This is a genomic window from Halorhodospira halophila, assembly GCF_016653405.1.
GTDB classification, from domain to species: domain Bacteria; phylum Pseudomonadota; class Gammaproteobacteria; order Nitrococcales; family Halorhodospiraceae; genus Halorhodospira; species Halorhodospira halophila_A.
This window is the reverse complement of sequence record NZ_NHSN01000021.1, coordinates 12,229-31,094: the sequence shown is the minus strand read 5'-3', so window position 1 is coordinate 31,094 and position 18,866 is coordinate 12,229. Positions and strand designations below refer to the sequence as shown.

The 18,866-nt window shown below is 66.8% G+C and carries 17 protein-coding genes; 11 read left to right on the top strand and 6 right to left on the bottom strand.

The window, feature by feature from the left end; all coding sequences use genetic code 11:
* Positions 1–14 precede the first annotated feature (14 nt).
* The 8 genes from bchY (at position 15) to pufC (ending at position 6,885) form a co-directional block, all read left to right on the top strand.
* Positions 15–1,382, top strand: a complete 1,368-nt coding sequence (gene bchY / locus CCR79_RS08680; RefSeq protein WP_201170984.1) for a chlorophyllide a reductase subunit Y — start codon at positions 15–17, stop codon at positions 1,380–1,382.
* Positions 1,382–2,911, top strand: a complete 1,530-nt coding sequence (gene bchZ / locus CCR79_RS08675; protein WP_201170972.1) for a chlorophyllide a reductase subunit Z — start codon at positions 1,382–1,384, stop codon at positions 2,909–2,911. Before bchY ends, bchZ begins: the two co-directional genes overlap by 1 nt.
* A gap of 112 nt (positions 2,912–3,023) precedes the next feature.
* A complete protein-coding gene (locus tag CCR79_RS08670; protein ID WP_201170963.1) occupies positions 3,024–3,257 on the top strand; it encodes a hypothetical protein in 234 nt (77 codons plus the stop codon).
* A 168-nt stretch (positions 3,258–3,425) separates the two neighbouring features.
* Positions 3,426–3,650, top strand: coding sequence for a light-harvesting antenna LH1, beta subunit (gene pufB, locus CCR79_RS08665; RefSeq protein WP_201170961.1), 225 nt, complete (start codon positions 3,426–3,428; stop codon positions 3,648–3,650).
* Positions 3,651–3,662: 12 nt separating this feature from the next.
* A complete protein-coding gene (pufA, locus tag CCR79_RS08660; RefSeq protein WP_201170958.1) occupies positions 3,663–3,866 on the top strand; it encodes a light-harvesting antenna LH1, alpha subunit in 204 nt (67 codons plus the stop codon).
* Between the two features lie 122 nt (positions 3,867–3,988).
* Positions 3,989–4,819 carry a photosynthetic reaction center subunit L gene (gene pufL / locus CCR79_RS08655; RefSeq protein ID WP_201170955.1) on the top strand — a complete coding sequence of 277 codons (831 nt, stop codon included), beginning with the start codon at positions 3,989–3,991 and terminating at the stop codon, positions 4,817–4,819.
* 6 nt (positions 4,820–4,825) lie between these two features.
* Positions 4,826–5,797: a photosynthetic reaction center subunit M gene (gene pufM, locus CCR79_RS08650; protein ID WP_201170953.1), complete on the top strand. Its 972-nt coding sequence runs from the start codon at positions 4,826–4,828 to the stop codon at positions 5,795–5,797.
* Positions 5,797–6,885 (top strand): photosynthetic reaction center cytochrome PufC, encoded by a 1,089-nt coding sequence (gene pufC, locus CCR79_RS08645; protein ID WP_201170951.1) that lies wholly within the window; start codon positions 5,797–5,799, stop codon positions 6,883–6,885. The genes pufM and pufC overlap by 1 nt, the downstream gene beginning before the upstream one ends.
* 437 nt (positions 6,886–7,322) lie before the next feature.
* Here the strand turns inward: pufC and CCR79_RS08640 are convergent, their stop codons facing one another.
* The 5 genes from CCR79_RS08640 to serB form a co-directional block, all read right to left on the bottom strand.
* A complete protein-coding gene (locus CCR79_RS08640) occupies positions 7,323–8,540 on the bottom strand; it encodes a geranylgeranyl diphosphate reductase (protein ID WP_201170949.1) in 1,218 nt (405 codons plus the stop codon).
* Positions 8,540–9,883, bottom strand: a complete 1,344-nt coding sequence (locus CCR79_RS08635; RefSeq protein ID WP_201170942.1) for a BCD family MFS transporter — start codon at positions 9,881–9,883, stop codon at positions 8,540–8,542. Before CCR79_RS08635 ends, CCR79_RS08640 begins: the two co-directional genes overlap by 1 nt.
* Positions 9,880–10,797 (bottom strand): chlorophyll synthase ChlG, encoded by a 918-nt coding sequence (gene chlG, locus CCR79_RS08630; RefSeq protein ID WP_201170941.1) that lies wholly within the window; start codon positions 10,795–10,797, stop codon positions 9,880–9,882. The genes CCR79_RS08635 and chlG overlap by 4 nt, the downstream gene beginning before the upstream one ends.
* 76 nt (positions 10,798–10,873) lie before the next feature.
* The gene (locus CCR79_RS08625) at positions 10,874–11,977 is read right to left on the bottom strand and encodes a BamA/TamA family outer membrane protein (protein ID WP_201170936.1); all 1,104 of its coding nucleotides are present in this window, start codon (positions 11,975–11,977) and stop codon (positions 10,874–10,876) included.
* A 90-nt stretch (positions 11,978–12,067) separates the two neighbouring features.
* The gene (gene serB / locus CCR79_RS08620) at positions 12,068–13,282 is read right to left on the bottom strand and encodes a phosphoserine phosphatase SerB (protein WP_201170935.1); all 1,215 of its coding nucleotides are present in this window, start codon (positions 13,280–13,282) and stop codon (positions 12,068–12,070) included.
* A gap of 148 nt (positions 13,283–13,430) precedes the next feature.
* Between serB and CCR79_RS08615 the strand changes: the two genes are divergently transcribed.
* Positions 13,431–14,165, top strand: coding sequence for an SIR2 family NAD-dependent protein deacylase (locus CCR79_RS08615; RefSeq protein WP_304118980.1), 735 nt, complete (start codon positions 13,431–13,433; stop codon positions 14,163–14,165).
* Positions 14,166–14,183: 18 nt separating this feature from the next.
* Here CCR79_RS08615 and CCR79_RS08610 read toward each other — a convergent pair whose 3' ends face one another.
* The gene (locus tag CCR79_RS08610) at positions 14,184–16,223 is read right to left on the bottom strand and encodes a CocE/NonD family hydrolase (RefSeq protein WP_201170934.1); all 2,040 of its coding nucleotides are present in this window, start codon (positions 16,221–16,223) and stop codon (positions 14,184–14,186) included.
* A gap of 166 nt (positions 16,224–16,389) precedes the next feature.
* Between CCR79_RS08610 and msrB the strand changes: the two genes are divergently transcribed.
* Positions 16,390–16,794, top strand: coding sequence for a peptide-methionine (R)-S-oxide reductase MsrB (gene msrB, locus CCR79_RS08605; RefSeq protein WP_201170932.1), 405 nt, complete (start codon positions 16,390–16,392; stop codon positions 16,792–16,794).
* A gap of 178 nt (positions 16,795–16,972) precedes the next feature.
* A complete protein-coding gene (ilvB, locus tag CCR79_RS08600; protein ID WP_201170929.1) occupies positions 16,973–18,862 on the top strand; it encodes a biosynthetic-type acetolactate synthase large subunit in 1,890 nt (629 codons plus the stop codon).
* Positions 18,863–18,866: the final 4 nt, after the last annotated feature.

The following is an 18,866-nucleotide window of genomic DNA, read 5'->3' as shown; positions in this document are numbered from 1 at the left end:
CCGGAGTAAGGGCCATGAACGATCGAGCGGGACCCCATGATCAACCCCAGACCATGTGCCCGGCCTTCGGGTCGTTGCGCGTGGGGCTGCGCATGCGCCGCACCGCCACCGTGGTGGCGGGTTCGGCTTGCTGCGTCTACGGGCTGACCTTCACTTCGCACTTCTATGGTGCCCGGCGCAGCGTTGGCTACGTGCCCTTCGACTCCGAGTCGCTGGTGACCGGGGGGCTGTTCGAAGACGTCCACCAGGCGGTGTACGACCTTGCCGACCCGGCGCGCTACGACGCCATCGTGGTCATCAACCTCTGCGTGCCGACGGCCTCCGGCGTGCCCCTGCGGCTGTTGCCCGAGGCGATCAACGGTGTCCGCGTGGTGCCGCTGGAGGTGCCCGGTTTCGGCGTGCCTACTCATGCCGAGGCCAAGGACAAGCTGGCGGCTGCCATGCTGCGTTACGCCCGGCAGGAGGCCGAACAGGGCCCTGTGGCGGCGCCGCGCAGTGGCCGGGGCGATCTGCCCACGGTGGCGCTGCTCGGCGAGATGTTCCCGGGCGATCCGGTCAGTATCAGCCGTTTGCTCGAGCCCATGGGCCTGGCGGCGGGGCAGGTGGTGCCGACGCGCGAGTGGCGCGAGCTTTACGCGGCCCTCGATTGCCGCGCGGCTGCCGCAATCCACCCGTTCTATACGGCGTCGCTGGCGGAGTTCGAAGCAGCGGGGCGGGCGCTGGTGCCCTCGGCCCCCGTCGGACGGGATGGCACCGCAGCCTGGCTCGAGGCGGTCGGAGCGGCCTGCGACGTCGGGCGTGCCGAGATCGACACGGCGAAATCGGCTGCGCTTCCCGCCATCGAAGAGGCCATCGCGGCTGCGCCGGTGCACGGCCGGATTACGGTCTCCGGATACGAGGGCTCCGAGCTGCTGGTTGCCCGGCTGCTCGTCGAATGTGGCGCGGACGTGCGCTACGTGGGCACGGCCGTGGGTCAGACGCGGTGGTCGGATCCGGATCGCGAGTGGCTCGAGGCGCGAGGGATCCCAGTGCGTTTCCGGGCGACGCTGGAGGACGATACCGCGGCGGTGGACGAGCACCAGCCCGATTTGGCCATCGGCACCACACCCGTGGTCCAGCACGCCAAGGAGCAGGCCATTCCCGGCCTGTACTTCACCAATCTGATCTCTGCGCGACCGTTGATGGGGCCGTCGGGGCCAGGGGCGCTGGCTCAGGTTATCAACGCCGCGATCGGGAACAAGGAGCGCTTTGACGCCATGAACGCATTCTTCGCCGGCGTGGGTACGGGCGAGACCGGCGGCGTGTGGAGCGAATCGCCGCAGATCCCGCCGCGGGTTGAGATCAAGGCGGGCGGCGTCGGGCGTTGTGGGGAGGGACGCTGATGCTCATCCCCGATCTTGATCGTGCTGGCGGATACTGGGGGGCGGTGTACGCGTTCACGGCCGTCAAGGGTCTGCAGGTGATCATCGACGGCCCGGTCGGGTGCGAGAACCTGCCGGTGACCGCCGTTTTGCACTACACCGACGCCCTGCCGCCGGAAGAACTCCCGGTGGTCGTCACCGGCCTCTCCGAGGAAGAGCTCAACCGAGAGGGCACCGAGGGCGCCATGAAGCGGGCCCACGGCACCCTCGATCCCCAGCAGCCGACTGTCGTCGTAACCGGTTCCATTGCCGAGATGATCGGCGGCGGCGTCACGCCTGAAGGCACCGGGATACGCCGTTTCCTGCCGAGAACCATCGACGAGGATCAGTGGCAGGCCTCGGATCGGGCGCTGCGCTGGCTCTGGGAGCAGTTCGGCATGCGCCGCGGGCGCGCGCCGCGTCCGCGCGAACGGGAGGCCGGTGCGCCGCCGCGGGTCAACATCATCGGCCCGGCCTACGGGATGTTCAATATGCCCTCGGACCTGGCCGAGATCCGCCGGCTGGTCGAGGGCATCGGTGCCGAAGTCAATCTGGTCTTTCCTCTTGGTTGCCACGTGGATCAGATCCCGCGGCTGGTGGATGCTGACGTCAACATCTGCATGTACCGGGAGTACGGGCGCGGGCTCTGCGAGGCGCTCGGACGGCCCTATCTCCAGGCGCCGGTCGGCCTGCACAGTACGACGCGATTCCTGCACGCCCTCGGCGAGCAGCTCGGGCTCGATCCGGAGCCGTTTATCGAAAAAGAGAAACACACCACACTAAAACCGCTCTGGGATTTGTGGCGTTCTGTCACACAGGATTTCTACGCCACGGCCAGTTTCGGGATCGTTGCCGCACAAACCCATTCGCTGGGCATTCGGAAATTTCTTGAAAATGACCTGGGGATGCCCTGCAATTTCGCCTTCTCTCGGGCGCCAGGCGTCAAGATCGATAACGACGCCATTCGTGCCGCGATCCGCGGCAATCCGCCACTCGTGCTTTTCGGAAGCTACAACGAGCGGATGTATCTTGCGGAAATAGGGGGACACGCCAGATATATCCCCGCCTCCTTCCCCGGTGCGGTCATACGCCGCCACACGGGGACCCCGTTCATGGGGTACGGTGGATCCTGTTACATCGTGCAGGAGGTTTGTAACGCGCTCTTCGACGCCCTGTTCCATATCCTGCCGTTGGGCACGGAAATGGATCAGGTGGAGGCCACTCTGGCCCGCGGCGTGCAACCGGAAAAAACGGCGCAGAATGTCGCAGCCGAATCCGAAGCCGCCCCGGCCGAGGCCTCCGAGACCCTGACCTGGGACGAAGAGGCTCGAGCGATACTTGACCGCTGGGTTCAGGAGCAACCGATGCTGGTCCGCATCTCGGCCACAAAGCGGTTGCGCGATGCAGCGGAACAGCGGGCCAAGGAGGCCGGCGAGACTCGAGTCACCGCAGCCCGGGTCAAGAGCTGCAGCGACGTGCTGCCAGGGTCGGGTCCGGGGCGCGGCAACTAAAGCACGAAATGGGCGCGGCGAAAGCGCGCTATCCCGTTGAAGCCTTGCGCGTTGTGCTTTGTTATAGACGGGTAGAGGCGCAGCGGAGAGTTCGACGAGAGGAGGCACTCCGATGGCACACGCAGTCAAAGCACGGCCGAACTCAGCGCGAGCCCGCCGCAAGGAAGAGGCGCAGTACCGCCTGCTGATGGCCGTCAGCTTCGCGGTCTTTCTGGTCGGCGCTCTTCTGGCCCGTCTCGTCCCGGCACGCTGGCGTGCTACGCAGCAAAAGGGCGAGCGGCAGTCGGTAATCGCCGAGGCACGCGCGGCGGCGCAGACCTCGGTCCCCTTCGCCTTCATGAGCTGATGCGCGGCATTGGGCCGCAGCTCGCAGGGGAAGAGAAAACGAACAACCGATTTTTCTGATCGAGGATCCATCCTCGGTCGGGAAAAAAGCACCACCAAAGCGTGGTGACCAACCCGAGCCGCGCGGGGGCGCGCGGCGCAGGCGAAAAGTCGAACGGAGGAAGTAATTATGGCTGACGAGATGCGGAACGTTAGCGACGAGGAAGCCAAAGAGTTTCACGCGATGTTCTCTCAGGCCTTCACCGTCTACATCGGTGTTGCCGTTGTGGCGCACATCCTGGCCTGGGCCTGGCGTCCGTGGATCCCGGGTGACGAGGGCTTCGGTGCCGCTCTGATCGAGGGTGCCAACGCCGTCACCGCCGCTGTTCAGTCCATCGCGCCCATCGCTGCTTAAGGAGACGTAATCATGTGGAGAATGTGGAAGATCCTCGACTATCGCCGTACGGTGGTTCTGGCCCACGTGGGCATGGCCGTCCTGGCTCTGCTTATTCACTTCATCCTCCTGAGCACGGAGAACTTCAACTGGCTCCAGGGTAACCCCTACGGCGACGCCGAGTCGGCTGCCGAGGTCGCCGATGCTGCGGTCATGCCGCAGCAGCGGGAGGTCTAAGCACCCGAGCCCCCGGCTCTTCGGGAGGACCGCCCCGGTGTGCTTCACACCCGGGGCGGTCGCTCGCCGAAGGCTTCGGGATCCCTGAGGCGCCGTGTTGCCCGTGATGTGAGGACCCAGCCATGGCGATGCTCGACTTTGAAAAAAAATATCGTGTCCGAGGAGGTACACTCCTCGGAGGGGACTTGTTTGACTTTTGGATTGGGCCGTTCTACGTGGGCATCTTCGGGGTGCTTACGGCGATCTTCTCGGTCCTTGGCACCGTCCTAATTATCTACGGTGCTTCCCAAGACACCTTCAATCTGTGGCAGATCTCGATCGCCCCGCCCGACCTCAGCTATGGGCTGGCCCTTGCGCCCATGATGGAGGGCGGCCTCTGGCAGATCATCACCGTCTGCGCTCTGGGCGCGTTCATCACCTGGGCCCTGCGGCAGGCGGAGATCTCCAAGAAGCTCGGCATGGGCTATCACGTGCCGGTGGCGTTCGCGTTCGCGATCCTCGCCTACGCGACGCTGGTGGTCTTTCGGCCGCTGCTGATGGGCGCCTGGGGGCACGGGTTCCCGTACGGGATCCTGAGCCACCTGGATTGGGTGTCGAACGTGGGGTATCAATACCTCCACTTCCACTACAACCCGGCCCACATGCTGGCCATCACGTTCTTCTTTACAACCACCCTGGCCCTGGCGCTGCACGGTGGCCTGATCTTGTCGGTCACCAACCCGAAGAAGGGTGAGTCGGTCAAGACCGCGGAGCACGAGAACACCTTCTTCCGCGACGTCGTCGGCTACTCGATCGGCAGCCTGGGCATCCACCGCCTCGGCCTGTTCCTGGCCCTGAACGCGGCTTTCTGGAGTGCCGTGTGCATCATCATCAGTGGCCCGTTCTGGACCCGCGGCTGGCCCGAGTGGTGGAACTGGTGGCTCAACGTCCCGATCTGGTCCTGGGGGGGGTAATCAGAAATGGCTGAGTATCAGAACATCTTTACCCGCGTTCAGGTCCGGGGCCCGACGGATCCGGGCGTCGAGCTCCCAGCCGCGGATTGGCCCCGGACCAAGGGAGCGACGCACTCGTGGCTGCTCGGGAAGATCGGCGACGCCCAGGTCGGTCCGATCTATCTCGGCACAACCGGCGTGATGTCGATCCTCTTCGGCATCCTGTCCATCGTCATCATCGGCATGAACATGCTGGCGTCGGTGGACTGGAGCCCGCTCGAGTTCATCCGTCAGTTCTTCTGGGTGGCCCTGGAGCCGCCGCCGCCGGAGTACGGGTTGAGCCTCCCGCCGCTCAATGATGGCGGATGGTGGCTGATCGCCGGGTTTACGCTGACCCTGTCGGTCCTGCTCTGGTTTGCGCGGACCTACAACCGGGCACGGGCGCTCGGGCTCGGCACCCACGTGGCCTGGGCCTTCGCTGCGGCGATCTTCCTGTTCCTGGCTATCGGCTTCATCTGGCCGGTGCTGATGGGCAGCTGGGCGAAGAGCGTGCCGTTCGGCATCTTCCCGCACCTGGACTGGACCACGGCGTTCTCGCTGCGGTACGGCAACCTGTACTACAACCCGTTCCACATGCTGTCGATCGTGTTCCTGTTCGGGTCGGCTCTGCTGTTCGCGATGCACGGCGCCACCATCCTGGCGGCGGGTCGCTACAACGCGGAGCGCGAGATCGAGCAGATCACCGACCGCGGTACCGCTGCGGAGCGTTCGGCGCTGTTCTGGCGCTGGACCATGGGCTTCAACGCTACGATGGAGTCCATCCACCGGTGGGGTTATTGGTTCGCCATCCTCTGCGTGATTACGGGTGGCATCGGTATCCTGCTGACCGGCACCGTGGTCGAGAACTGGTACCTGTGGGGTGTCCACCACGGCATTGCCCCCGAGTATCCGGAGTTCTTCACACCGGCAGTGGATCCGGCAGCAGGGGGGACGGAGTGATGAGCAGTAAAATGTATCTGAACCGATCCTTGGCAGTTGGTGCCCTGTCCGCCGGTCTCGCAGTCGTCGTCGGGTGTGAGCGTCCCCCGGTAGACACCGAGCAGAAGGGCTACCGTGGCACCGGCATGGAGGAGGTCAACAACCCGCGGCTGCGGGACGATGACCTCCACCTGGCGCCGGCGGCCGCGGACCCGGTGTCGGCTGAGGGGCCCCGCGCCGGCGAGATCTACCAGAACGTGGAGGTGCTCACCGACCTGAGCGTGGCGGAGTTCACCCGGCTCATGCAGAGCATGACCGACTGGGTGGCGCCGGACGAGGGTTGCACCTACTGCCACGATGGCAACGACTTCGCCAGCGAGGAGCTGTACACGTACCAGGTCTCTCGTCAGATGATCGAGATGAACCGGTATGTGAACGCCAATTGGGACAGCCACATGGATGACACGGGTGTGACCTGCTACACGTGTCACCGTGGCGAGAACCTGCCGGCGGAGAGCTGGTTCGCCGAGCCGACGCCGGATGTGAACATGGCCGGCCTCGGCAACACCATGATGCAGAACCTGGCCAGCGAGAAGACCGAGTACACCTCGCTTCCGCGGAATGCGTTCGAGCGGTACCTGCTCGGGCACGATGATCTGCGGGTCGAGGGTGACACGATCCTGCCCCACCTCGATGAGTGGGACGTCTCGCTCCAGGACACTGAGGCTTCCTACAGCCTCATGATGCACATGTCCGCTGCAACCGGCTCCAACTGCACCACCTGCCACAATACCGGCCGGCTGGGGCAGTGGGACGAGAGCCCGGAGGAGCGGGAGATCTCCTGGCACGGCATCCGGATGGCGCGTGACATCAACGCCAACTGGATCGAGCCGCTGGAGGCTGGCCAGCCCGAGGTTCGCCTGGGGCCGACCGGTGACATCGCCAAGGTCCAGTGCGCCACCTGCCACTACGGTGAGCAGCTGCCGCTGGACGGGGCCAAGATGGTCGATGACTATCCGGGCCTGATGGGCGAGGAGGACGCGGACTTCGACTTCCTGCAGTTTGGTGATCTTGGTACCGACGGTCTGCGCGACCGCAACGCCGAGTAAAAGCAGGGAGCGAACCCGGAGGCCTCGGCCTCCGGGCCCGTCCTGAAGAAAACGGCGCCTTAAGGCGCCGTTTTTCTTTTTGAGGCGCGCCGGGCACGGCGCACAGCGTCTTGGCTGGCGCTATCCGGGGAACTGTGGTGGTTTCCGGATGACTTGGAGGTGCAAGTCCTCTACCGGCCCGGCAAGGGGAACGGTTAGCCGAACGGCAAGGGTGTCCATCGTGAGGTGGAACCTGAAGGAAGCCGAAGGCAAAGCACTGGCCCGACAACTAGAAGTCGGTGCAAGGATAAGTGGGCGAAGTGTCCGTCGCGTACGGCGTATGGGCTGAGTCAGAACTGCGGCGAGCCACGGTAGAGGGTCGGGTCCGGGGGCGGAGGTAGGAGCGGAGCGAGTAGGGGCACGAGCGGCCGGGTTCGGCCGCCGCACCCCTTGCGCGGTCAGCGGACCGGTGCCAGCCCGGTCAGGTGCGCGATGTTCTTGAAGAAGATGCGCATATGTGCGAGCGGACGTGCTCGAACCAGGCGCTTGTTCATGTACGCATCCCAAGTCAGCGCCTGCACGTCCGGGTCGGCACAGATCCGCACGAACCGCTCCCGGCGGTTGTCGTTGGTGTACCAGAAACGCTGCATCACGCCGAGTACCCGGAAGACCTGGCCGTGGTCCCTGGTGAAGGCCTTCTCCGCCTGTGCGAGGGCCGCGCCGTTGCCGGTGTCCAAGGCCTGCTCCACGGCCTGGGCGGCATTTTGTCCCCCAACCATGGCGTAGTAGATCCCCTCGCCGGAGGCGGGGGCCACGGTGCCGGCGGCGTCGCCGGCTAGGACCACATTGCGCCCGTTGTCCCAGCGCTTGAGCGGGTGCATCGGGATCGGTGCCCCCTCCCGGCGCAGGGTTGTCGCCTGTTCCAGTCCGGCGTCCTGGCGCAAGCGCTCCACGGCCGAGCGCAGGGAGAAACCCTTGACCGCGCTGCCGGCGCCGACACTGACCGTGTCGCCATGGGGAAAGATCCAGCCGTAAAAGTCGGGAGAGATCGAGCCGCGGTAGTAGACGTCGGCCCGGCGTGGATCGAAGCGGTCGTCGTCGCCGGCAGCCGGGGCTTCGATGATCTCATGGTAGGCGGCGACCTGGGGGATCTCGGTCGCCCGCTGGATGGCCTGCCGGCCCACGGCGGAGTTGGCGCCATCAGCGCCGATAACGAACCGCGCCCAGACTTGGCGGGGCTCGGCCTCCGGGCCACCCCGACCCTCGGTGTAGCGGAGGTAGACGCCGCCGTCGCCCTCCTCAAGGTGCTTGAAGGTGGCCTCGCGTCGCTCGGCGCCGGCCTCGGCGGCACGGTTGCGCAGCCATTCGTCGAAGACCTCGCGATCGACCATGGCCACGTAGCCGTCCTGGATCGGCATGTCCACGTGGCGGTCGGAGGGCGAGACCATGCGGGCGGAGCCCACGGTGGCGCAGATCATCTCGTCGGGGATCTCGAAATCCTGGACGCAGCGCGGAGGGATCGCGCCGCCGCACGGCTTGATGCGGCCCGGGCGGTCGAGTAGTAGTACGGCGTGACCTTGTTGCGCGAGGTATCGGGCTGCAGTGGCACCCGCAGGGCCACCACCGACGACAGCGACATCGAAGCGCTCGACATTCTGCGAGTTGCTCATGGGCATCAGCTCCCTGCTGTGGCGGTGCCGTATTTCTGGTCGGTCTCGCCGGCTCGGTCCACCCGCGCAGCCAGCCAGGCCGAGACCAGGAAGAGCAGGGCGGCGAGCCCGAAGACCATGGAGTATCCGGCCGTCTCGTCACCGGCCAGGTAGCGGATTGCGTCGACGCCAACGGTTCCGAGGAAGCCGCCGAGGCCGAAGGCGATGGCCTGGGCTGCGCCCCAGAGGCCGACGCGGACCCCCTCCCGGCGCTCCTGGCCCTCGCTGGCGAGGCGCATCATGGAGCCGATGGCGGCTACGGCGAAGGCGCCGTTGGCCGCGCCGAGCGCGAACACCGGCAGGCCGACACGCCAGAGGCCGCTCTCGGAAACACTCTCCCACCAAAGCTCTTGGACGCCAGCGACGACGATCAGGTTGCCCAGAGCGATGCTCGAGGCGATGCAACCGCCGATGGTCCAGGTGCGCAGGCTGCCGAGTTTGCCGCGACCGGCGAGGGCCGCGAGCAGCATCCCGGCCAGGACGCCGCCATTCTGAAACCCGCCCAGCTGGGTGGACTGCCCGGGGGTCAGGCCGAAGACCAGGCCGGCGAACGGCTCCAGGATAAGATCCTGGGAGTTGTAGGCGAGCATCGAGAAAAACACGAAGATGGTGAACCGCCGCGCCTTCGGTTCATCCCAGATCTGGCCCAGGGCCTGAAAGAAGGGGGTCGTTGGGGTGCTCTGCGCATGGGCGCCGACGCTCTCGCGCCCTTCGCCCTCGACGCCCCAGACGGCGACGAAGGCCAGGACGACCGCCAGGGCGCAGACGACGCTGGTGACCCCCACCAGGCGCTCCATGGAGAACGGATCAAGGAAGTGCCCGGCGGTGCCTGCCGTCACCGCGAACCCGGCGATCATCATCACCCAGGTGACCATCGCTGCAGGTGCACGTCGCTCCGGTGACACCCGCGTCGCCAGCAGGGCGAGCAGCGCGGTACCGGCACTGCTGACACCGGCCCCGATCATGAGGAAGGCGACCGTAGCGAGGGCAACACCGCCGGCAGTGTTGGTCTCCATGAGCGCCGTCGCGAAGGAGGCGGTGACCCCGCCGGCGGCAAGCACCAGGATGCCGCCAAGGATCCACGGGGTTCGTCGCCCGCCCACATCCGATCCGTAGCCCAGGCGCGGGCGCAGGATCTGAACGGCGTAGTGGAAGCCGACCAGCATGCCGGGCAGCATCGCCGGCAGGGCCAGCTCGACGATCATGACGCGATTGAGGGTAGTGGTGGTCAGCACCACCACAGCGCCCAGGGCCGTCTGGACGAGGCCGAGCCGGAGGATCCCCAGCCAGCCGATGTTGGGTGCGCTCATGCGCTGCCTCCGAGCATGCCGCCCAAGGCGAAGGCCGTGGCCAGCATGCCGAGCACGTAGAGGGTCGTGCCCGTGGCGTTATACCAGGGGGCGTAAGCTTTTGGATCGCGTAGCAGCCGGATCATCAGCAGAAGCTGAGCGGCCAACAGGGCGCTGACGATCAGGGCGTGCCAGGGCTGCTCCCAGGCGAGGAGCAGGCCGATCACCACCGCCTGCGGCAGCGCCATGACGACACAGGCCAGGCGCGCCGCATTCTGCGCGCCGAGATGAACGGGCACCGTCTTGAGCCCGGTCTGCCGGTCGCCCTCAATGGCCTTGAAGTCGTTGAGGGTCATGATGCCGTGGGCGCCGATGCTGTAGAGCAGGGCGACGAGCAGGATCCGCCAGTCCGGAAGCCCGGTGGCCATGATGGCCGCACCGGTGACCCAAGGCAGCCCTTCGTAGGAAAGGCCCACAGCGGCGTTGCTGATCCAGCCGTTGCGCTTCAGGCGTATGGGAGGGGCGCTGTAGGCCCAGGCCAGGAAGAGGCCGATACAGGCGGCCAGGAGGACCACCGGCCCGAGGGCAGCGGCGACGGCCAGGGCGAGCAAAGTGGTGCCGATCCCGATGTAGAGCCCCCAACGCCCGGGCATGCGGCCCGAGGGAATGGGGCGGTCGGGCTCGTTGATGGCGTCCACGTGGCGGTCGTACCAATCGTTGACGATCTGGCTGGTGCCGCAGACCAGCGGACCGGCGAGCAGCACACCGGCGGCGATCATCAGCCAGTGGATCCCCTCCGGGGAAGCGCCCACGGAAATGACACCACAGGCGAATGCCCACATCGGCGCGAACCAGGTGATCGGATGCATGATCTCGAACACCGTCGCCAGACGCGGGCGCGTGAGCGCTGTATCAGGATGAGCTGCCCCAGACATGACGGTACAGTAAGGAGCCCCGATCCCCGGCGTCAAGCGGGCGTGACAGTCGGCCGCGCCCATTCGCCGCGGCGGGTCAGAACGCCTCGCCCAGGTTGAAGTAGACGGCCAGGCCGTCGCCATCTTCCGCCTCGCCGCGGGCGTACCCGCGGGCGAAATCGAGACGCAGGTGGATGCCGGCGTCGGGCACGAGGACGTACCGCAGGCCGCCGCCAACCCCGTACTTCAGGTGTTCTGTGGAGGCCTCCGAAAGGCGCGGGAAGACGTCGCCGGCGCCGGCGAAGGCAGCGCCCTGCCACCGCCCGGCGATGGGAAAGCGCCACTCGGCCTGTCCGGCAAGCAGCACGTTGTCGATGTAGCGCCCCTCGTAGAACCCGCGCAGGGTGCTGCCGCCCAGTCGGGGTTGGAGCGGCAGCGGTGCGTGGTCACCGGCGTACTCGCCGACGAATTGCAGCGCGACGGCGTGTCGCTCGCCGATGCCGAAGTAGTGGCGATGGTCGAGCTCGATTACGCCGAACGCCTCATCGGCCCCCAGTGACTCGGGGAAGGCCACCGCCGCCAGCTCCGTGCGACTGCCGGAGGTGGGGAAGAACGGGCCGCTGCGAGTGTCCTGGGAGACGGCGGCACCGACGCCGTGGAGCCGGTTCTCGCGCGGCAGTTCACGCTCCTGGTAGTACTGATCCACCTTGCCGTCCGCATCGACGTCCTCCAGGTCGTAGCGAGCGGCATCCCAGCGCACGCCCGCGTACCACGGGCCGCCAACCCAGCGTTGCAGGCGGAGGCTGTTGCTGCGGCGCAGTGCGGTGTACGACTCCTCATCGTCCTGCCGAGCCAGGGGGCCCTGCCCATAGTAATCCCGGGGAAACTCGCTGAGTGTGGTGCTGTTGGCGATCAGCCAGCGCCCATCAGCCAGGTAGGCGCGGCCACTGAGGGCGGCCAGGTACTGGCTTTCTGCAGTATAGAAGCCTACCAGGCTGAGGGTGTCGGTGCCCTCCGCACCGGTAGCCAGCTGGCGTGGCCGGAAGAGCACCGCCGTTGCTCCGCCGGCCCCCCCGGTTTCCGGGGTGTAGAAGACCAGCGGCACGACCACGCCCCCAGGTGAGCCGGCGCTCAGGAGGGCGGGGGCGCCGCCCAGGCCGATGAACAGGGCGGCCAGCAGTTGGCGGGCGCGTCGGGCCATGGGGCTGTCGTCGGCGATCGGGCTAGCGGGACCGACGCCACTATAGCCCCGGGCAAGCCCCTGGCGGAAGGCGCCCTTATCCCGGCCGCGTCAGGCCGGGGTGTCGGTGTCCTTGATGCCCATCAAATACAGGGTCCCGTCCAGGCCCAGGGTGGAGATCGATTGCCGCGCGCTCTCCTGGACCACCGGCTTGGCGTGGAAGGCGATACCGAGCCCGGCCAGGCGCAGCATGGGCAGGTCGTTGGCGCCGTCCCCGACGGCGATTACCTGTTCCAGGGCCAGGCCCTCCTGCTCCGCGATGTGGCGCAGCAGCTCGGCCTTGCGCGGGCCATCGACGATCTCGCCCTGGACCCGCCCGGTCAGTCGACCGTCGACAATCTCCAGGTCGTTGGCGTAGACGTAGTCGATGCCCAGGTGTTTCTGCAGATGGCGCCCGAAGTAGGTGAAGCCACCGGAGATAATCGCGGTGACGTAGCCGAAGGCCTTCAGCGTACGCATCAGCCGCTCGGCGCCCTCGGTTAGCGTCAGGCTCCGGGCGACCTCTTCCAGGGTCTCTTCGGGCAGTCCCTCCAGGAGGCGGACGCGCTGGCGCAGGCTCTCGCGGAAGTCGATCTCGCCGCGCATGGCCTGCTCGGTGACTCGCGCGCACTCCTCGCCGACGCCGGCCGCCTTGGCCATTTCGTCGATGACCTCCTGCTGAATGAGCGTGGAGTCCATGTCGAAGGCGACCATGCGACGGTTGCGCCGGTACAGATTGTCTTCCTGGAAGCTGATGTCGATCCCGAGCTGCTGGGAGATCTCCATGAAGTCGCGCTTCATGGCGTCGGTGTCGACGGGCTGGCCCCGCACCGTCAGCTCCACACAGGCTCTTGAGCGTCGACCCTCCAGATGCAGCGGGCGACGGCCAGAGAGTCGCACGATGTCCTCGATATTCAACCCTTGGGCGGTGACGACGCTGGAGATGCGGGCAATCTGCGCGGCGCTCACGCTTCGGCCGAGCAGGGTGATGATGTGCCGCGGCTTGCCGGCGCCACGCACCCAGTGCTCGTACTGCTCCTGTGCCACCGGGGTGAAACGCACCTGCATCCCCGCATCGTGGAGGTGGAACAGCACGTCCTTGAGCACCGGGGAGACGTCCTTCTGCTCCGGTACCTCGATGAGAATGCCGAGCGACAGGGTGTCGTGGATCATCGCCTGCCCGATGTCGAGGATGTCGACATCGTACTCGGCCAGGATGCCCATCAGGGAAGAGGTCAGTCCCGGCTGATCCTCGCCGGACACGTTGATCAGGATGATCTCGCTCATAGCATCTACCATTCCGGGGTGAGCGCGTCATTGTAGGGGATCCGGCCCCGGCCGTGGTGGACACCGTGAGCCCTTGCCGAATCCGCGGGCTCATCGCAGACTAAAACGCTTCCGCGCGTTTCCCTGACTGGTGGCGAGGAGATTGCAAGTGACGCACATCGAAGAGGGGCTCAGGCGGGTGCTTCATCGGGCCGCCCGGGTGGTGGCGCTGACCGGCGCCGGGATCTCGGCCGAGAGTGGTGTGCCGACGTTCCGGGATGCGCAGAGCGGCTTCTGGGAGCGTTTCGACCCCGAGGAGCTGGCTACACCGGAAGCCTTCCGGCGCAACCCCCGCCGGGTGTGGGCCTGGTACGCGCAGCGCCGGCGCCTGGCCGAACAGGCCGAGCCCAATGCCGGGCACCGCGCCTTGGCCGACTGGGAGCGGCAACTTGGCGGCCTGCGCGTAATCACCCAGAACGTTGATGGCCTACACCAGCGCGCCGGGAGCCACGACATCATCGAGCTGCACGGCAATATCCACCGCGACCGTGTCTTCGAGGGTGCGGTAGCCGGCGCTTCGGATGCCCCGGAGTTGCCGCGGTGTCCGCACAGTGGCGATCTGCTGCGTCCGGATGTGGTCTGGTTCGGCGAGGCCCTGCCGTCCGGTGCCGTCGAGGCTGCGGTGACTGCGGTCCGGGAGGCCGACCTGGTCCTCTCCGTTGGCACCTCCTCACTGGTCCAGCCGGCTGCTTCCCTGCCGCTCGAAGCGCTGGAGCGGGATATCCCGGTCCTGGAGGTCAACCGGGAGCCCACACCGCTGACCCCGGTGGCGGACTGGAGCCTGCGCGGCAGCGCCGGCGAGATCCTGCCGGCGCTGGTCGGGGCGGCGACCGAGCAGGTCTGAATCGCCGCGTGCCGCGGTTCAGAGGAAAGCGCGCGGCACCCGCTCATCCCAGGTCTTGGCGAAGACGCGCAGCCCGTTCTCGTAGGCATCTAGGGTGGCGTGGATTCGGAAGTGGCCCTCGTCGCAGGTGAGCAGGGTGCGGGTCTCGGTGTAGATCGACCAGTCACCGCGGCGTAGCCGTCGGCGGTGGATGACCTCGCCGCTCAGGGAGGTGAAGTCGTCGCCGCGTGCCCGATACCACTCGTCCGCGGAGCGTTCGACCTCCAGGTCCACGTCCTCCAGGTAAGCGCGGCCATCGTCCTCGATCACGTGTAGGGTCGACTCATCCCGTGCCAGGTCGCGCGAAACGATCCAATTGCCGTGGCCGTGCTCCAGGGCCGTCGATGCCGGGGGTGGCGCCGCCTCGGCCTCATCGAACGCGGGCAGCCCCCGGTCCTCCTCCCGGGGCGGGCGCACCGGTAGATCAAGGTGACAGCCCTCCGGATAGAGGGTCAGACGCACCGGCTGCGGTGGCGGCCAGGCCAGGGGCCAGTAGGAAGTGGATACAGCGAGTCGGATGCGGTGGCCCCGGGGGAATGACTGGGCGATGTGGTCCAGGGGGACCCGGATGCGTTCACGGCTGCCCGGCTCCAGGTAGGCGGGCTGGTCGTGGCCGTTGCGGTGGCAGAGGTTTAACACGCCGTAGGTGACGCGGGTCGCCTTGCCGTCCGGGGCCTCGTCGGAGAGGCGCACGGCGATCTGCGCCACTGGCCTGCTGGATTCAAGATCCAGCTCCACGACGGGGGCGCCGAGGATCTCCACCGCCTCCTCCAGGGGCTGCGTGTCGAAGATCAGGGCGCCACCGTCCTCCTCGCGCTGGTCGTAGGGCAGGTCGGGGCCGTTGTTGTAGGAACACCACTTGCCGCCGAACAGCCCCAGGGAGAGTGGCGACTGGATGGCCACAGGTTTGCCCGCGTCGGTCTCCGGCGGAGGTTCACCGGGCCACTGCATGTGCCGCGGTGACAGTTGCAGCCGGGTCCAGTCGATGTTCGGCGACGGCCAGCTCGGCTCGGCCACCCAGCGGCCAGGGCGGCTGGCGTACTGGGTGCGCGGGCGCACGCTGTCCTGCATCCAGACCCGCAGGCGCGGCTCCTCCAGAAGGCCCCGCTCCTCGCCACGGAGCCACTGATCCCACCAGCGCAGTGCCTCCTGAAGGAAGCCGATCTGGGGGCCTGGCAGCCCCATATGGGGATAGATATGGCTCCAGGGGCCGACCAGGCCCTTGCAAGGAGCCTGCAGGTTTTCGACCAGGCGGAAGACCGGATTCGGGTAGCCGTCCGCCCAGCCGGAGACGATCATCACCGGGACTTGGATGGCGCTGTAATCCTCGCAGACCGAGCCGTGGCGCCAGTAGTCGTCGCGCTGCGGGTGACTCATCCACCGCTTGACCCATAGTCCGCTGTCTTCCAAGCGTTGCATCCACATCTCCCGCCAGCGGTCGCCGACAATCTTCGGATCGGGTGGCATGGAGTTGAAGGCGAACATCACCGATGCCCACGACAGGTTGTCGTTGAGCAGGCAGCCGCCCTTGTAGTGGACGTCGTCGGCGTAGCGATCATCCGTGGCTGCGACGGCGATCACGGCCTTGAGCTGCGGCGGCCTGCGGGCGGCCACCTGAAGGGCGTTGAAGCCCCCCCAGGAGATGCCCATCATCCCCACGTCCCCGGTACACCAGGGCTGCTCGGCGAGCCAGCGCAGGATGTCCTCGGCATCCTCCTGCTCCTGCAGCAGGTACTCGTCGGTCAGGACCCCTTCGGAGTCCCCGCTGCCACGCAGGTCGACCCGCACCCCGGCGTGGCCGTGGGCCGCGAAGTAGTGGTGGATCTGCGTGTCGCGCATGCGCTTGATATCGCGCTTGCGGTAGGGAATGAATTCGAGCACCGCCGGGACCGGGTTCCGCTCCGCTCCGGCGGGCTTCCAGATGCGCGCCGAAAGACGGGTGCCGTCGCGCATGGTGATCCACTGGTGCTCGACGACCTCGACTTCGTTGGGTAGTTCATGGACCGCTCTGGCTGCCATGGGGTACATGCTCCCGTGCGGATGTCATCCTCTCAATATAGCGCCGTGGCCGGTGGATGGCACCTGGGTGGTCGGCGGCGCCATCCCCCGTTATGTTGAAGGGAAGTGGATGGGACGGTGTAGCCCGTCCGGGTCCGGGCACGGCGGTAGATCGAAGGGGTGACGTGTGGCCAAGATCGACAAGAGCGAGGCGGAGTGGCGGGAACTGCTGACGCCGGAGCAGTTTGCGGTGACCAGGCGGGGCAGCACCGAAACACCGTTCAGCGGGGCCTATTACCACTGTGATCGGTCCGGGGTGTATCGGTGCGTGTGCTGTAACTCAGCGCTGTTCTCCTCGCGCACCAAGTTCGAGTCCGGTACCGGGTGGCCCAGCTTCTGGGCACCGGTCGACGATGACCAGATCGTGATCCGGGAAGACCGTTCCCTCGGCATGGTCCGAGAAGAAGTCCTGTGCGCGACCTGTGACGCTCACCTGGGGCACGTCTTCGCCGATGGTCCGCCACCGACCCAGCTGCGTTATTGCATTAACTCGGTGGCACTGCAGCTCGATGAGGAAGCCGCCCCGGAGTGATCGCCTCGTTCGCGGTGCCGGGCGGCGTTTCCGGGGCAGAGTATCCTTGCTGAACAGGCAGGTGGCGGCGTAGGATGTCCGGTCCACCGGTGTACGTACCCCGCGGCGGTCGCGTCGCCCGGCGCGCCCGCTTGCAGTGTTCGTGGAGCAATCGAGAGGCCGAAGAGCCGTGAGGAAAATGGATACCGCAATCGTCAACCCCCAGGCAGAGACCGACGCAACCCGCCATCCGCTTGCCGGCAAGACCATGAGCGGCGGTGAAATCATTGTAGAGGTCCTGGCGCAGGAGGGGGTGGATACGCTCTTCGGCTACAGCGGCGGCGCGATCCTTCCCACTTACGACGCCATCTTCAAGTACAACGAGCGCCGCCGGAAGGAGCAACAGGCCGGCGAAGAGGAGGACCCCATTCGGCTGATCGTCCCCGCCAACGAGCAGGGTGCGGGGTTCATGGCGGCCGGCTATGCGCGCGCCACCGGTAAGGTGGGCTGCTTCCTGGTGACCTCGGGCCCTGGGGCGACGAACACGGTGACCCCGATTCGCGACTGCATGGCCGACTCGGTGCCGGTCGTGGCGATCACCGGCCAGGTGCCGACCCACGCCATGGGGACCGATGCCTTCCAGGAGGCGCCCATCGTCAACATCATGGGCAGTTGTGCCAAGCACGTCTTCCTGGTCACCGACCCGGAGCAGCTCGAGGCCACGGTGCGCACCGCCTTCGAGGTGGCCCGCTCCGGACGTCCCGGTCCGGTCGTAGTCGATGTGCCCAAGAATATGCAGAACTGGATCGGCGAGTTCCGGGGCGAAGGGGTTCTGGAGGTGCGCGGTTATCGTCAGCGCATGGAGTCCCTGCGCTCGGCCAAGCTCTCGGACCGCAAGTGCCGCGCCTTCATGGAGATGCTCGAGCACTCCCGGCGGCCGCTGCTCTACGTCGGCGGCGGCGTGGTCAACGGTGAGGCCCATCAGGAGCTGCGCGACTTCGCACAAACGTTCGGGATCCCGGTGGTCAGCACCCTGATGGGGCTGGGCGCGATGGATACCACCGACGATCTCTATCTGGGCATGCTCGGCATGCACGGGACGGCCTACGCCAATTACGCCGTCGAGGACTGCGATTTCCTCATCGCGGTCGGCGCGCGCTTCGATGACCGTGTGGCCGGCAAGGTGGAGGAGTTCGCGCCGCTCGCCGAGCAGATCGCCCACATCGATATCGATGCCGCCGAGATCGGCAAGGTCAAGGGGGTTGACTGGGCGCACGTCGGCGAGGCCGGGCGTAGCCTGCGCCAGCTGCTGCGCTATGGGGAATCCATGGGGTTCGAGCCTCGCTTCGACGCCTGGCTCGAGCACGTCCGCGGTCTGCGCGAGCGCCATCCGATGAACTACGATCGCGACAGCGCGCTGATCCAGCCCCACTACGTCCTCGAGAAACTCAACGAGCTCACGGCAGGGGAGGCGATCATCGCCACCGGCGTCGGCCAGCACCAGATGTGGGCGGCGCAGTACTGCGACTTCCGCGGTCCGCGCCAGTGGCTGACCTCTGGCGGCCTGGGTACCATGGGCTTTGGCCTGCCGGCGGCCATTGGCGCCTATCTCGGGCGTCCGGACCGGATGGTCATCGATGTCGATGGCGATGGCTCGCTGCGCATGAACCTTGGCGAGCTGGAGACGGCCACGACCTACGACCTGCCGGTCAAGATCCTGTCGCTGAACAACGTCGGCGACGGTATGGTCCGGCAGTGGCAGAAGCTCTACTTCGGCGATCGTTTTTCCGGGTCGGACAAGTCGCTGCACCGCAAGGACTTCATCAAGGCGGCGGAGGCCGACGGCTATGAATTCGCCCGCCGGGTCGCCGATAAGGCGGAGCTTGAGGAGGCCCTGCGAGCCTTTGTCGAGTTCCCCGGGCCGGCCTTCCTTGAGGTGATGATCGATCCCGATGCTGGCGTGTTCCCGATGGTTGGGCCGGGCAGCAGCTACAAGGAGATGGTGACCGGCGATTACATCCCGAGCCGGGATGTGGCCCTGCGCCCGCGCACCAAGCTCGAGGACGGCGAGTCTCCGGACCTCTTCTGAGCGA

What these genes read in the sequence shown, in the direction of transcription:
- chlG (WP_201170941.1), bottom strand. Translation starts at nt 10,797, where the DNA reads ATGTCTGGGGCAGCTCATCCTGATACAGCGCTCACGCGCCCGCGTCTG.
- pufL (WP_201170955.1), top strand. Translation starts at nt 3,989, where the DNA reads ATGGCGATGCTCGACTTTGAAAAAAAATATCGTGTCCGAGGAGGTACA.
- CCR79_RS08635 (WP_201170942.1), bottom strand. Translation starts at nt 9,883, where the DNA reads ATGAGCGCACCCAACATCGGCTGGCTGGGGATCCTCCGGCTCGGCCTC.
- bchY (WP_201170984.1), top strand. Translation starts at nt 15, where the DNA reads ATGAACGATCGAGCGGGACCCCATGATCAACCCCAGACCATGTGCCCG.
- pufC (WP_201170951.1), top strand. Translation starts at nt 5,797, where the DNA reads ATGAGCAGTAAAATGTATCTGAACCGATCCTTGGCAGTTGGTGCCCTG.
- ilvB (WP_201170929.1), top strand. Translation starts at nt 16,973, where the DNA reads ATGGATACCGCAATCGTCAACCCCCAGGCAGAGACCGACGCAACCCGC.
- CCR79_RS08670 (WP_201170963.1), top strand. Translation starts at nt 3,024, where the DNA reads ATGGCACACGCAGTCAAAGCACGGCCGAACTCAGCGCGAGCCCGCCGC.
- CCR79_RS08640 (WP_201170949.1), bottom strand. Translation starts at nt 8,540, where the DNA reads ATGCCCATGAGCAACTCGCAGAATGTCGAGCGCTTCGATGTCGCTGTC.
- pufB (WP_201170961.1), top strand. Translation starts at nt 3,426, where the DNA reads ATGGCTGACGAGATGCGGAACGTTAGCGACGAGGAAGCCAAAGAGTTT.
- serB (WP_201170935.1), bottom strand. Translation starts at nt 13,282, where the DNA reads ATGAGCGAGATCATCCTGATCAACGTGTCCGGCGAGGATCAGCCGGGA.
- CCR79_RS08610 (WP_201170934.1), bottom strand. Translation starts at nt 16,223, where the DNA reads ATGGCAGCCAGAGCGGTCCATGAACTACCCAACGAAGTCGAGGTCGTC.
- pufM (WP_201170953.1), top strand. Translation starts at nt 4,826, where the DNA reads ATGGCTGAGTATCAGAACATCTTTACCCGCGTTCAGGTCCGGGGCCCG.
- pufA (WP_201170958.1), top strand. Translation starts at nt 3,663, where the DNA reads ATGTGGAGAATGTGGAAGATCCTCGACTATCGCCGTACGGTGGTTCTG.
- bchZ (WP_201170972.1), top strand. Translation starts at nt 1,382, where the DNA reads ATGCTCATCCCCGATCTTGATCGTGCTGGCGGATACTGGGGGGCGGTG.
- CCR79_RS08625 (WP_201170936.1), bottom strand. Translation starts at nt 11,977, where the DNA reads ATGGCCCGACGCGCCCGCCAACTGCTGGCCGCCCTGTTCATCGGCCTG.